Raw genomic sequence first — 14643 nt, forward strand, 5'->3', positions numbered from 1 at the left:
TAGTTTGAAAACGCTGGAGTCAAAGAAAATTTCCGTAAAAATACGGTAACCTCACCTAATAACGAACTTTAGGTACTCTTTAAATCCGGCATTGAATTTGAAAGTTGACAAATTTTACCGAACCCAACCCAATCACACAAGCATTACTCGAGAAAAATGCTCCATTTGCATAGATGAATACAGTAAACTGACTAATATTCTGTTATTAGCCAACAAATACTGAAACAAAGCCAATGGAATTCAATCTTGTACTTGCATCAACCTCACCTTTTCGTCAGCAATTATTAGCTAAATTAATGCTGCCGTTTAACTGTGTTAACCCTAATATCGATGAATCCCCAGCAAAAAATGAAACCGCATTATCTTTAGTCAAACGCTTAGCCGAACAAAAAGCATTCGCAGGCGCCCAACTAATAGAGAACAAATCAGTGCCGCAATTAATTATTGGTTCGGATCAAGTTGCACTGATTAACGGTCAAATTATTGGTAAGCCTCACACAGTAGACAATGCGATAGCGCAATTAAGCGCGGCATCAGGTCAAGCAATTACTTTTTATACCGGCCTTGCAGTATTCAATAGTGCCAATCAACAAATGTTATCTTGTGTTGAACCGTTCACGGTTCATTTTAAACATTTATCAGTGGAGCAAATTCGCTACTACATCAATACAGAACAACCATTATATTGCGCCGGAAGTTTCAAATGTGAAGGGTTAGGTATAGCTCTGTTTGAGCGTTTAGAAGGTGATGACCCTAACACCCTAATCGGTCTACCATTAATTAAACTGATAGATTTACTCGCTCAGCACGGTGTAGATGTGCTCAGTCAAGCACCAGAATGCTCAACCAACAAATACTGATATCGAATTTAATAAGGGGAGATGGGGATAGATAATGCTGTTTGTACTTGATATGGTCATAACAAAAGACATAACACAGAAGTAAGCTGAGTATCACACAGAAGCGAATACTATACAGCGTCGGACACACTTATCTTCAATGCTGTAATGCGACTATCATCATCACATCGGCCATAAAAATTAAAGATAGTCACGAATCGCACAAGGCTGGTCAACAATAGCACGCGGGTTTAATAGATTGAGTCTTGATTCATTATGGGCACCATAACTCACACCTATACTTGCCATGCCAGCATTATTGGCCATGGCTAAGTCGTGAATAGAATCGCCAATCATAATGGCTCTGTCTGCGGTAACATCAAAATGAGCCAATAACGAATACAGCATCTCAGGATGCGGCTTACTTTGTGCGTCATCGGCGCAACGGGTCGCATGAAAATAATCGCCTAACCCTGTGAGAGCTAATACATTATCAAGACCTTGTCGACCTTTCCCTGTAGCAATAGCTAAATGATAACCCGCATCAAATAGATTACGGATCAGTAATTCGACGCCATCGAATAAAGGCGTAAGTAGCTCACTCGCAAGATGGTGACGTCGATAACAATCAATAATTTGTTGATGGTTTTGATGATCAGCAAATAAAATCGGCATAATTTGGGGTAAAGATAAACCAATGACATCTCTCACTTGCTGCTCGGATGGAATGGGTAACATTAATTCTTGAGCGACATTTTGCATGCAAGACACGATTTTGCCCACAGTGTCCATTAGCGTGCCATCCCAATCAAAAATAACCAGGTCAAAAGCTTTCTCTTTACTGTTCAATATAATGCCCTACTTTATTTGCTGAGTGCCTTTATACTCTTTTCAACTTCTCAAGTGTACTCAGTAGCACTGGGTCTAAAGGCGCTTTAACCTGCATAACTTGATCATTTTCAGGATGAGTAAATTTAAGTTCTGCGGCATGCAAAAACAAACGGTCTAAACCTAAGGCCCGCATACTGTCATCAAATTGCTGCTCACTGTATTTATCATCACAAGCAATAGCATGACCAGCATACTGACAATGCACTCGTATCTGATGGGTTCGTCCTGTAACAGGACTAGCCTTAACTAAAGTACAACCTTGGTAACGCTGCATAATCTTATAGCGGGTTTCAGACTCTTTACCCTCTTTATTGACTCGCACAATGCGTTCGCCCGACTTTAAAGTGATTTTTAACAGTGGTGCTTTAACCACTTTATCACTTGCCTGCCATTCGCCACGCACCAAGGCTAAATAATCTTTTTGCATGGTTTTACTGCGTAATTGTTCATGCAGATGCTTCAAGGCACTGCGTTTTTTAGCCACAAGCAACACACCAGACGTATCTTTATCTAAACGATGTACTAACTCTAAAAATTTTTGCTGTGGACGCAATGAGCGTAAGCCTTCAATCACACCATAATCCACACCACTTCCGCCATGTACTGCAATACCGGCAGGCTTGTTTAACACAATTAAATGATTATCTTCATGGATGATACGTTCTTCAAGCTGAGACACTCTTGATAAATTAGGCGATGGCGCCTTGCGATTGTCTTTTTCGGCAACACGAACAGGCGGAACCCTAACAATGTCTCCGATTTGTAATTTATATTCCGGCTTGATGCGTTTTTTATTAACCCGCACTTCGCCTTTACGCACAATCCGATAGATCATGCTTTTCGGTACGCCTTTTAATTTAGTCAGCAAAAAATTATCGATGCGTTGTTCAAAATGATCTTCGTCGATAGTCACGTATTCAACTTGGGGGGTGGTTTCAGTATTCATGATGCGCCATATAGTAGTAACCGTAATAGTGTACCTTATCTGGTAAATGCTTGGCTATTGCCGCATTGGACTTCAAATAAATACACGAAAGAATATGGGCTTTTGATTGCTGAAAATAGCGATTGTTGCTATATTTGCCCACAGGTTGAGAGTAAACAGTGGATAAAGTGTTCACAACTTTCACCAAATGCGAAAAACTAGCAGTTATAAAAATGAACCTAACCGGTAGCAAATCATTGATTTGCAAGTTGTATTTATTAAAAAACGATAAGAAACCGTTTGTACAATTAAACCGTAAGTATTCAATAAAGATTTTAATTTAACTGTGGTAAATCGCCCCAAATTCGAACAACATTTTAGCTTGTTATCAAACAAACCGATTCGACTTGGGCATTAACGGATTAAAATACCATAATTTATGGGGTTGGTTGTAAGTCAACGAATTCCTTGTTTTTGTAAACACTAGAAAATAAGCCATAAATAGGATGCGACACGCAGTGACTGCGTTTTACAGTAATGAGCACCTAATTGCCTGGATCTAGCCGTGAGGTTATACCGATTAATTCAGGCCCGTAATGCAGAAAGATCGTGTTGTTTGATGACCTCATTTAGAAGAATCACGTCATCATGAAACGTATGTTAATTAATGCAACTCAATCAGAAGAGTTGCGCGTAGCCCTAGTTGATGGGCAAGAACTGTATGATCTAGATATCGAAAGTCCTGGTCATGAACAGAAAAAATCAAATATCTATAAAGGTAAAATCACTCGCGTAGAGCCGTCACTTGAAGCCGCATTTGTTGACTACGGTGCAGATCGTCACGGTTTTTTACCTCTAAAAGAAATTGGTCGTGAATATTTCCCTAAAGGATATTCCTTCCAAGGCCGTCCAAACATCAAAGAAGTCCTGCAAGAAGGCCAAGAAGTCATTGTTCAAATCGATAAAGAAGAACGTGGCAACAAGGGCGCTGCATTAACTACCTTTATTAGTCTTGCTGGTTCTTACCTAGTCTTAATGCCAAATAACCCTCGTGCTGGCGGTATTTCTCGTCGTATCGAAGGTGATGAGCGCACCGAACTTAAAGAAGCGATGTCTGAGCTAGAAGTACCTAATGGTATGGGCTTAATCGTGCGTACGGCTGGTGTAGGCAAAGAGTCAACAGAACTAAAGTGGGACTTGAAAGTACTACAACATCATTGGGATGCAATTCAAGAAGCCGCTCAAAGCAAGGCTGCCCCCTTCTTAATTCATCAAGAAAGCAACGTCATTGTTCGTGCTATTCGTGACTATTTACGTCGTGATGTGGGTGAAATCCTTATCGATCATCCACGAATTTTTGAAGAAGCTAAACTGCACATTGGTTTAGTTCGTCCTGATTTTGTCGAACGCGTCAAACTATATGACTCTGAAGTGCCTCTATTTACTCACTTCCAGATCGAGTCTCAAATCGAGTCGGCATTCCAACGTGAAGTGCGTTTACCATCAGGCGGATCAATTGTTATTGACCCCACAGAAGCATTAACGTCTATTGATATCAACTCTGCCCGTGCCACTAAAGGCGGTGATATTGAAGAAACTGCACTGAACACAAACCTTGAAGCAGCTGATGAAATTGCACGTCAATTACGTCTTCGCGATTTAGGTGGTTTAGTGGTTATCGACTTTATCGATATGACCCCTGTTCGCCATCAACGTGAAGTTGAAAACCGTTTGCGTGATGCCGTACACCATGACCGTGCACGTGTTCAATTGGGCCGTATTTCTCGTTTCGGTTTAATGGAAATGTCGCGTCAACGCCTACGTCCATCACTAGAAGAGTCTGCAGCACATTTATGCCCTCGTTGTCATGGCCAAGGTACTATTCGCAGTACTGAATCATTAGCACTATCAATTTTACGTTTAATGGAAGAAGAAGCCATTAAAGAAAACACCACACAAATCGAAGCGATTGTGCCAGTTGATGTGGCGGCTTTCTTATTAAACGAAAAGCGTAAAGCGATCCGTATTACTGAAGAGCGTCATCAAGTTGAAGTGTACATCATTCCAGATGCACACATGCAAACCCCAGATTACCGTGTGGTACGTCGTAAGAGTGACGATGAAGTCAGTGAATCAAGCTATAAGCGCGTAGAACAGCCAGCAGCAAAACTGTATGAGCCTCGTAAACTAGAGCGCGCGGCATCACCAGAGCCAGCATTAAAAGGCTTTGCAGCCCCACAAAAAGCTGCAGAAGATCTCGTCAAAACTGCACCTGTAAATGTTGCCCCTGCGACAGCATCTACTCAGCCAGGATTGTTTTCACGAGTCATCTCAGCAATCAGCGCCCTATTCTCTGCTAATGAAACTGAGGTTAAAGATACCAAAGCGACAGCGCAGACTAAAGACAGCACTCAGACTAACCCACGTCGTAACACTCGTCGTAATGAGACACGTAACGATAGTGGTAACCGCAATGACAAGCGCAATGATAGCCGTCGTCAACGCAATGACAGTGACAAATCGAAAGACACCACTGAAGGTCGTCCTCAGAACAAGCGTAATGAGCGAAACAGTCGAAATACTGCTCAAGATGACAACGCTAAAAATAAACCAAGAGCTGACAAAGTTGACAAAGCATTACCCGTTAGCGAAACCAAAGTAGCTGACGCTAAAGTGGCAGAACCTAAGGCCACTGTAGAGAAATCACCAAAGCAAGAAGCCGCTAGAGAGCGTCGCCAACGTCGTAACATGCGTCGTAAAGTGCGTATTGAAAGTGAACAGAATGAAGCATTATCAACAACCGAGGTTATTGATAGTAAATCAACTGAATCATCAGTAGAACTGATCGCATCTGAAGCCAACAATGTTGAGCCGAAAGCATCTGATGATAAAAAATCAGAGACTAGAGCACCACGAAGCCGACGTCAGCCTCGTAAAGAGAAAACAGAGCAAACGACCGAAGTAGCAGAAGGCGCGGCGGTTGAAGCAGCTGATGTAGCAACAGAAATCACCAAGGTTACCTCTACTGCCCAAGTTGAAACAGACACTCCAGCTGTTGAAGTGAAAGCTGACGTTGAAGTGAAAACAGAAGCGGCTCCAGCTGAAGACAACACTGTTAATGAAACGGTTGCGACCCACTCTGATGTTGCAAAAGAAACTGATGAGCAAAGCGCGAATACCGATGACACGGCATCAGAAAGTGAAGCTGAAGGTCGTGAAGGTCAACGTCGTAGTCGTCGTAGCCCTCGCCACCTACGTGCTGCTGGTCAACGCCGTCGTCGTGATGATGAAACTGGGTCGACACAACAAGCCGTTTTCACACCTAATGATGAGCTAGAGAAGCAGTTAGACGCTGAACAAGCTAAAACCAAAACTCAGGTTAAAACGCCTGTGACTGCCACTGATGCAGCAACAGTTACTCCAGCGGCAGAAGTCGTCAAGGCTGATGTTAAAAAGACTGAAGTGACTAATACTGAAGAGACTAAGGTTGATGTTGAGCCAGCTAACGTTGTCGCAGTCACTCCTGCAGCAAAAGAGCAAGCAGCTGAAACGCCTCCGGTAGTCAACACAGCTGACGTAATCGAAACTGCAGCGACAGTTGAAACTGCAGCAGTTGAAATCGCTAAAACCCCTATTGATGCTCCAGCTAAACAAGCGTTAGTCGCTGAGGCAGCATCGTTAGAGGCGATAGAAACAACCGCAGAAAGCAAGCAGGATAAAGCCGTTACATCTAATGCATCGGCACCAATGGCCAAACCTGCGGCAATCGTTCGTCAAGCTAAACCTGCTGCTAAAGACGTTGCGCCTGCAGTAGAGACTGTTGTTTCTACTGACACTACTACAGCAGCAAAAGCACCTGTAAAAGCAAGTCGCTTCGGTTCTATGGTGTCATCTGACATGACTAAACCTACAGTGGATGTTCGTGAACAGAAAGCGGTGCCTCAAGGACGTACTTATGAAGCCCAAGCAACTGAAACTAGTGCGCCAAAAGTCGCAATAAATAACAGTGCATCAGCGGATATGGCACGCCCGGCAAAGTAGCATTAATTAGGGGTTCACTAGCCCCATCATTTATTAAGCCATGCTAAGCATGGCTTTTTTATTGAAAAGATTAATAAAAAATACCTCAGCGAATTAAAACATCACATTAGGGATGTCACAGTTCAGCCAACGAGTATTTTTTGTTAATATACTGATCACTTTTTATTAACTTACAATGAAAACAGAGGTTAAATGTTCGATCTTATTCGCCATAAAACAAGCAGTAGCAAAGCCGATATTTTATCAGGATTAACTGTTGCGCTGGCCCTAATACCTGAAGCCGTTGCTTTTGCATTTGTCGCTCATGTTGAACCTATGGTCGGGCTTTATGCCGCCTTTATTATGGGACTAATCACCGCATTAATTGGTGGTCGGCCTGGCATGATTTCTGGTGCCACGGGTGCTATGGCTGTAGTCATGGTATCGCTGGTAATTGAACATGGAGTGCAATACTTATTTGCCGCAGTGGTGTTAGCAGGACTGATTCAAATTTTAGCGGGCGTATTCAAACTCGGGAAATTTATCCGTATCGTACCTTACCCAGTGATGATTGGTTTTGTAAACGGGTTAGCGATTGTAATTTTCTTAGCCCAGCTCGGTCAATTTAAAGTCAAAGACGCCGCGGGCAACATGATTTGGATGGCACAAGAACCCTTAATGATCATGCTAGCTTTAGTGGTTTTAACCATGGCTATTATCCATTTCTTACCCAAATTAACCACAGCTGTGCCTTCATCATTAGTGGCTATTTTAACGGTAACGGCGATTACTGTAGGTTTCAATTTAGAAACCAGTAATGTATTGGATTTTCTAAAAACAATGAGTGGCAATGACGCTGCAACTATTGCAGGTAACTTGCCTTCATTTGCCATCCCTAGCGTGCCATTTAGCTTTGACACTTTTTACATCATATTACCTTATGCCTTTATTTTAGCCGCGGTAGGATTAATTGAGTCATTATTAACGCTAACAGTGATTGACGAAATGACCAATACTCGTGGTCAAAGTAACAAAGAATGTGTCGGCCAAGGAGTGGGCAACATTACCAGTGGTTTCTTTGGTGCTATGGGTGGTTGCGCGATGATCGGCCAGTCAATGATTAACATTAACTCTGGCGGTAGAGGTCGTTTATCTGGCATCACGGCAGCATTAGCATTACTGGCATTTATTCTGTTTGGTTCGGCGTTTATCGAAATTATTCCACTGGCAGCATTAGTTGGTGTCATGTTTATTGTGGTCATAGGCACTTTTGAATGGGCCAGCTTCAAATTCATGAACAAAGTGCCTAAGCATGATGCATTTGTGATTATATTAGTCACCACTGTCACTGTTTTTACCGATCTGGCCTTTGCAGTGTTTGTCGGTGTAATTGTATCTGCCTTAGTATTTGCATGGGAACACGCAAAGCACATTAATGTTGACATAACTGAAGATGATAACGGCTGGAAAATATATCGCTTAAATGGCCCCTTGTTCTTTGGTTCAGTGGCAAACTTTCTTGAACTGTTTGATGCTGAAAATGATAACCAAGATGTGATTATTGATTTTAAAAATTCACGCGTGGCAGATCATTCCGCATTAGAAGCGATTGATACCTTAGCTGAACGTTATGTTACGGCAGGAAAGCGGTTGCACTTACGTCACTTAAGCCAAGATTGTAAAGCACTACTGCATAAAGCACGTGATTTAGTTGAAGTTAACCTTATTGAAGATCCGCACTATAAAGTAGCCGATGATAAATTGGATTAAACGATTAATACGCTAATCAATAAAAAGGGACTGAATATTCAGTCCCTTTTTCTATCGTGAGTCTTTGTACCTGCAAAAAATACTGATTTAACGTTTACGTTTATCAGCAAACTTACTCATCACTTTATCAAACTTAGGCTTAACCACTAGCTGACAATAAGGTTGTTGCCCGTGTTTAGCGAAATATTCATCATGATAACTTTCAGCCGGGTAGAATTTATCAAATGCACTTATTTCAGTGACTATCGGTCTAGACCAAACTTGTTGTTCAGTTAAGGCGTTAATAAATCGGTTAGCGGTATCAATTTGATCACTGTTATGCGCGAAAATAGCTGAACGATACTGTGGCCCTTTATCATTTCCCTGCTGATTAAGTGTGGTCGGATCGTGGCTTTCAAATAATACACTAAGGAGTGTGTCATATTGAATAACCGTGGGATCGAATTCAATATGAACGACTTCTGCATGGCCTGTTTTACCGGAACATACCGCATCATAATTGGCATCTTTAGCATCACCGCCACAATAACCAGACTTAACACTTTGCACGCCATTAAGCTGAGCGAAGATAGCTTCAACACACCAAAAACAGCCAGCACCAAAAGTCGCTTTTTCGAAAGAAGGCGTAGCTAAATTTGATACTGAAAGCTCATCAATGCCTTTAAAAATCATTGATACCGAATTGACACAATGACGGATATTGTTATCGGTTAAATGTTCTCCTTCAAACACATGGCCTAGATGACCACCGCATTGTGCGCAGGTAATTTCGGTTCTGTGACCATCAGCATCGAGTGTATGCTTTACTGCACCCTTAATTTCATCATCAAATGCTGGCCAGCCACAATGAGCATTAAATTTATACTCACTCTTATAAAGTGGTGCATGGCATTTTTTACATAAATACACACCCTGTGCATCATGATCAACAAATTCGCCACTAAAAGGACGCTCGGTGCCTTTTTGCTCGATCACATACTGTTCAAATTCAGTTAAATTATTCATGGTCAGATCTCGTTGAGTTTGTTTGCCACAGTCTAGTAATAATGAATACGTGTCATCAATCATTTCAGCTCAAATGAAAATGGAGTGATATCACGCAAATAATTGCGGCAGAGTGTGACTAAGGTTACCATTACGGTGGGTCAACACACTAATAAGAAATACATAATGAAACTAAATACAATTGATTACCAAGCACCTAATAGTGCCCAACATTTTGTTGAATCACTGCGCGAAACCGGCTTTGGTGTACTTACTAACCACCCAATTCAAAAGCAGCTTGTTGAAGATATATACAATGAGTGGTATAGCTTCTTTCAGTCAGAACAAAAAAATGATTTTTTGTTTAAAGCTGAAACACATGATGGCTTCTTTCCCGCATCAATTTCTGAAACGGCTAAAGGCAATAACGTAAAAGATATCAAAGAATATTATCACGTATACCCTTGGGGACGCATTCCAGAGTGGTTAAAGGCGAATATCCTTGCTTACTACGAACACGCTAATGCGCTAGCGTCTGAATTACTGAGCTGGATTGAACAGTACACACCTGCAGACGTCGCGGCTAAATATAGTATTCCGTTACCCGACATGATTGCGCAAAGCCAAAAAACCTTGTTACGCATTCTTCATTGTCCTCCAATGAAAGGAGATGAGGAAATGGGTGCAATCCGTGCTGCTGCGCATGAAGACATTAACTTAATTACCTTGTTACCAGCAGCGAATGAGCCTGGCTTACAAGTGCTGACTAAAGAAGGTGAATGGATTGATGTGCCAAGTGATTTTGGTAGCATTATTATTAATATCGGCGACATGTTACAAGAAGCCTCAGGCGGCTATTTCCCATCAACATCTCACAGAGTCATCAATCCTCAAGGCACAGACAAAACCAAGTCTCGTATCTCATTACCGCTATTTTTACACCCAAATCCACAAGTGGTGTTATCTGAGCGTTATACGGCTGATAGCTATTTGATGGAAAGATTACGCGAATTAGGCGTGATTTAAGCACTCATAGTGTATTTAACAACGATACTAAGCGCCTTAAGGCGCTTTTTTTATGCATTTAATCCACTTACGAGGTAGAATATCACTTTTGTATTTATTGTTATTTACTCTCCGATTTATAAGGCAACATCATGGCAATTCAGTGGTATCCAGGACACATGCACAAAGCACGTAAAGAGATCGAGGAGGCGATGCCTCAAGTGGATCTCGTTATTGAAGTGCTCGATGCACGTATTCCATACAGCAGTGAAAACCCAATGGTGTCACAACTTCGCGGTGATAAACCTTGTATTAAACTGCTCAATAAATCTGATTTAGCGGATCCAGAAATTACGGCTCAGTGGATTGAATACCTAGAGCGTGAGCAAGGTGTACAGGCATCGGCAATCACCACCCTACAACCGGGAATGGTAAGAAGTATTCCTGATCTTTGTCGCAAACTAGTGCCGCACCGTGACACCATGGAAAAAGATATTCGTACCATGATAATGGGCATTCCTAACGTCGGTAAATCAACAATTATTAACACCCTAGCGGGCCGCACTATTGCTAAAACAGGTAATGAACCCGCGGTAACTAAAAATCAGCAACGGATCAACTTACGTAACGGTATCGTTTTGTCAGACACGCCAGGGATCTTATGGCCTAAAGTCGATAACGAAGCCAGCAGTTATCGCCTAGCGGTCACTGGTGCAATTAAAGACACAGCAATGGAATACGAAGATGTGGCCATGTTTGCTGCAGCTTATTTTCTTAAAGCCTACCCCGACGAAATTTGCGAGCGTTATAAGCTTAAATCGCTGCCTGACAGTGATATTGAATTACTCGAAGCCATTAGCCGTTCTCGCGGAGCACTCCGTCCTGGTGGGCGTGTTGATTACCATAAGGTCTCTGAACTATTACTGCATGAGTACCGCTCAGGTAAAATTGGCTTATTAAGCCTTGAAACACCGGCAATGGCTGAAGTCGAAAAAGTTGAAGTCGCGCGTAAGCTGGCTGAAAAAGAACTGATCAAACAACAAAAGATAGAACAAGAGAAACTAAAACGATCTGGCAAACGTTATAACGATTAAGCCCGATCCACGACTAGGTTGTTAATACATATACGGCCTAGTCATTCAAAAACCTCTTGTCATAGTGATACATTTCAATGTGAAGCTAGTGCTACTGCTAATGCCGTTAAACTAGCCTCAAGCAAGTCAATAACCCTCTCAAACCCTTTTTCACCACCATAATATGGGTCAGGCACTTCTTTGACCGCAGAGTCTCCAAAGCTTAACATCAAATGTAACTTATACCGTAAATGCACAGGACATCGCTCAGTTAACTCAGCTAAATTAGAAACATCTGCCGCTAAAATTAAATCAAAGTGCTCAAAATCAGCATCAATGACCTGTCGAGCCTTCATATCGGTAAAATCAAGTCCACGCTTATGGCCTGCAATCATGCTGCGACGATCAGGAGAATGACCTTGGTGATAGGCGATGGTGCCGGCAGAATCGATTTCAAGCTGAAGTGAATGCAGCTTAGCTAGTTGCCGAAAGATAGCCTCTGCTGTTGGCGAACGGCAAATGTTGCCCATACAGACGAATAGTACAGAGTGAACGTTCAAAAGATATTTATCATCCATCATTTATCATCGCCATTATATCCAGATTGCATGCAGCACAGAGTTAACGATCTGATTTGTCATTGTGTATCCACCAGCTCGACTTTACTCATGTTAACTCAAGCGTAATGTGCAGGCACAGTGACATTTGAGTTAATGTAAAAGAGCTGACTATTGTGATGGCCGTTCGCGCAAAAAACTAGCAAACTTTGGAGTGCCTTTTTGAGTTAAGCCTAAATACTGATAAGTAATGACTGAACCAATTAACGGCGGATTTTCTCGCTGTTTATCACTAAAACCACTGCCAATATTAAACACAATTCCAGCTGGCGTTTTTACAATTAACGCGCCTAATTGACCTCGATATTTACCTTTTCCTTGGGTATGACCAATGACCACGGCTTCAGCATCGTATTTAGGTTTGAGTTTAACAATATACTCGCTGCGCCCCACGGCATAATGAGCTTGTTTAAAATGTAACATTAATCCTTCCCCACCGGCATTCACAACACTATCAAGTCGATCGAACAGTGCCTCTGTTGTCGCTACTGTGTCCTGCTTAATAACCTGTAAATGAGTGGGATCAGTTTGCTCAGCCCATTTTTGCATCGCTAAATAGCGTTCAACAAAAGTGCCAGGATGATCTGGTAAGTCGAACATCATAAACTTTACTTGTTGCCAATCTTCAGCGGATGTATCCAGACGCCTAACTAATGCTGAAATATGCTCAAACTGATTACGCCCTAACCAGAGTTCGCCATCAATAGCCACTTCAGGAAAGCCCAAGGTAAATGATGCTGGTAACACCACTTTTCGACCACTACGAGTCAGCATTTGACGACCATCCCAATAACCTCTCACACCATCAAGTTTTTCACTGACTAAATACTCAGCGACGGTAATATCTGGTTGATATTGTGTTGCTAACTGGATGGGAGGTTTAGATAAAACAGCACTGTGCGTTGTTAAACTATACAGTGCAATCATCAGTGAAAATATAACCGAGGGTATCTTAGACATATGCAATCCTTGCAATTAATCAAATCCATATCAAGGTGGCCACTCATTACCAATAAGAATCATAAACTGGCATTAATTTTATGATTAGCACGACCTTGACTTAAACCTTCTTAAGCTTAGTACAAAATTAAGAATTATCCACTTAAGCTGAAGGGAAAGACGAGTAGAATCAACACCGACTGAGGACATTATTGATGATTGAAATCGCTATTATCTTGTAACTTTAACTCATCAAAAAGTTAAATTACTGCTGGAAGCCTATGAATGGAATGTTACAATCTGCACAATTAAAACCAAAAAGATAATTTACTTAATGAAACCTGAGAATAATCATGGTCTAAAGCGCATTTTTCGAGCAACGGGATTTTCAATGAAGGGGCTAAAGTCTGCATGGAAACATGAAGCCGCCTTTAGACAAGAAACCTTACTGGCCGGCTTAATGTTCCCTGTTGCACTATTACTCAATATCAGTGCAACTGAACGCATTCTACTTATCATGACCCTATTAATTGTTTTGATTGTCGAATTATTAAACTCTGCGATTGAAGCAGTTGTAGATCGCGTCGGAGATGAAATTCATCCTCTTAGTGGTCAAGCGAAAGATATTGCTTCAGCAGCAGTATTCATCAGTCTCGTCTTGTGTACTATCACCTGGGGGATCATTATTTGGCCACTAGTGTTCTAACAACTGCCCAGTAAATACTAAACCGTGAGTTTAGCTGTTGTTAACATTGAAATAGCTTGTTCAATATAGGCAAGCCTTTCATTTTCAGCCCAATAAGCAGCATACACATGTCGATAGATACATTTTGCATCATCTACGCGAGATAAAGTGCCATTATCTAAATAGGGTTGAATGAGTGCTTCAGGCAAAAATGCACAGCCACTATTATTCAACATAAAATCCAATGCCATGCGAGCTGAGCTGGTATGCAGTACAGGTAAAGGCAACATGGTAAAATCTTGGGCGTGAGTGATATTAAAGGCTGTGCCCCAATCGACTTTTATATAAGGTAAATTAGCCGTTTGAGCCAGCTTAACGCCCTGCTGTTTGGACACTAGATACAGTTTTACTTGAGCAAGCTTAACTAATGTGACCCCATCAAGTTTTGGAGGATCAAAGGTAATCGCAATATCTAAAGTGCGTTCAATAAGCTGGCGAGTCATCACTGATGCAGACAAAACATCAGTCCTCAAAGCAACACCTTCCAAACCTAAATGCAGTGGCTGTAAAAAACCTTGTAAATAAGCATCCCAAATATTATTACCAGCCGATAAAGCCAACTGAGCATTGTGCTGCTGATTCAAAATAATATCTTGTTTTGCCCTCTCCCAGGCATTAAGCACCGCCTCAGCATGACTCAACATTCTCTCACCTGCTGGGGTAGGTTGAATATTGTTACGCAAACGTTCAAACAGCTCTATCCCCAAAATACCTTCTAGCTGTTTTATCCTAAAACTAACAGCACTTCGGGTAAGGTAGAGATTTTCAGCCGCTTTACCAAAGTGTCGAGTACGAGATACTTCTAAGAAGGTTTTTAATAAATCTGTATCCATAA

Annotated in this window: 12 protein-coding genes; 6 read left to right on the plus strand and 6 right to left on the minus strand. The window is 41.7% G+C overall.

The window, feature by feature from the left end; genetic code table 11:
- Positions 1–233: 233 nt before the first annotated feature.
- Positions 234–860: a Maf family protein gene (locus GW828_RS02065; protein ID WP_273056914.1), complete on the plus strand. Its 627-nt coding sequence runs from the start codon at positions 234–236 to the stop codon at positions 858–860.
- 180 nt (positions 861–1040) lie between these two features.
- Here the strand turns inward: GW828_RS02065 and GW828_RS02070 are convergent, their stop codons facing one another.
- Positions 1041–1688, minus strand: coding sequence for an HAD-IA family hydrolase (locus GW828_RS02070; RefSeq protein ID WP_337956436.1), 648 nt, complete (start codon positions 1686–1688; stop codon positions 1041–1043).
- Positions 1689–1719: 31 nt separating this feature from the next.
- Positions 1720–2676 (minus strand): 23S rRNA pseudouridine(955/2504/2580) synthase RluC, encoded by a 957-nt coding sequence (gene rluC / locus GW828_RS02075; protein WP_124015730.1) that lies wholly within the window; start codon positions 2674–2676, stop codon positions 1720–1722.
- A gap of 627 nt (positions 2677–3303) precedes the next feature.
- Between rluC and rne the strand changes: the two genes are divergently transcribed.
- Positions 3304–6696 (plus strand): ribonuclease E, encoded by a 3393-nt coding sequence (gene rne / locus GW828_RS02080; protein ID WP_273056912.1) that lies wholly within the window; start codon positions 3304–3306, stop codon positions 6694–6696.
- A gap of 192 nt (positions 6697–6888) precedes the next feature.
- The gene (locus tag GW828_RS02085) at positions 6889–8445 is read left to right on the plus strand and encodes a SulP family inorganic anion transporter (protein WP_273056910.1); all 1557 of its coding nucleotides are present in this window, start codon (positions 6889–6891) and stop codon (positions 8443–8445) included.
- 87 nt (positions 8446–8532) lie between these two features.
- On the opposite strand, the gene GW828_RS02090 is transcribed toward GW828_RS02085, so the two are convergent.
- Positions 8533–9450 carry a bifunctional methionine sulfoxide reductase B/A protein gene (locus tag GW828_RS02090; RefSeq protein ID WP_273056908.1) on the minus strand — a complete coding sequence of 306 codons (918 nt, stop codon included), beginning with the start codon at positions 9448–9450 and terminating at the stop codon, positions 8533–8535.
- A gap of 165 nt (positions 9451–9615) precedes the next feature.
- On the opposite strand from GW828_RS02090, the gene GW828_RS02095 reads away from it, so the two are divergent.
- A complete protein-coding gene (locus GW828_RS02095) occupies positions 9616–10455 on the plus strand; it encodes an isopenicillin N synthase family dioxygenase (protein WP_273056905.1) in 840 nt (279 codons plus the stop codon).
- Between the two features lie 131 nt (positions 10456–10586).
- Positions 10587–11528 (plus strand): ribosome biogenesis GTPase YlqF, encoded by a 942-nt coding sequence (gene ylqF, locus GW828_RS02100; RefSeq protein ID WP_124015726.1) that lies wholly within the window; start codon positions 10587–10589, stop codon positions 11526–11528.
- A gap of 74 nt (positions 11529–11602) precedes the next feature.
- On the opposite strand, the gene GW828_RS02105 is transcribed toward ylqF, so the two are convergent.
- On the minus strand, positions 11603–12088 hold the full coding sequence (locus GW828_RS02105; protein ID WP_273056902.1) for a low molecular weight protein-tyrosine-phosphatase: 486 nt from the start codon (positions 12086–12088) through the stop codon (positions 11603–11605).
- A gap of 147 nt (positions 12089–12235) precedes the next feature.
- Entirely contained in the window at positions 12236–13084 is an 849-nt protein-coding gene (locus tag GW828_RS02110; protein ID WP_273056900.1) for a DNA ligase, read from the minus strand.
- Positions 13085–13397: 313 nt separating this feature from the next.
- Between GW828_RS02110 and GW828_RS02115 the strand changes: the two genes are divergently transcribed.
- Positions 13398–13769 (plus strand): diacylglycerol kinase, encoded by a 372-nt coding sequence (locus tag GW828_RS02115; RefSeq protein ID WP_182696945.1) that lies wholly within the window; start codon positions 13398–13400, stop codon positions 13767–13769.
- Positions 13770–13786: 17 nt separating this feature from the next.
- Here the strand turns inward: GW828_RS02115 and hdfR are convergent, their stop codons facing one another.
- On the minus strand, positions 13787–14641 hold the full coding sequence (gene hdfR / locus GW828_RS02120; RefSeq protein ID WP_273056898.1) for an HTH-type transcriptional regulator HdfR: 855 nt from the start codon (positions 14639–14641) through the stop codon (positions 13787–13789).
- Positions 14642–14643 lie beyond the last annotated feature (2 nt).

The organism is Shewanella vesiculosa (assembly GCF_009994065.1).
Lineage (GTDB): Bacteria > Pseudomonadota > Gammaproteobacteria > Enterobacterales > Shewanellaceae > Shewanella > Shewanella vesiculosa.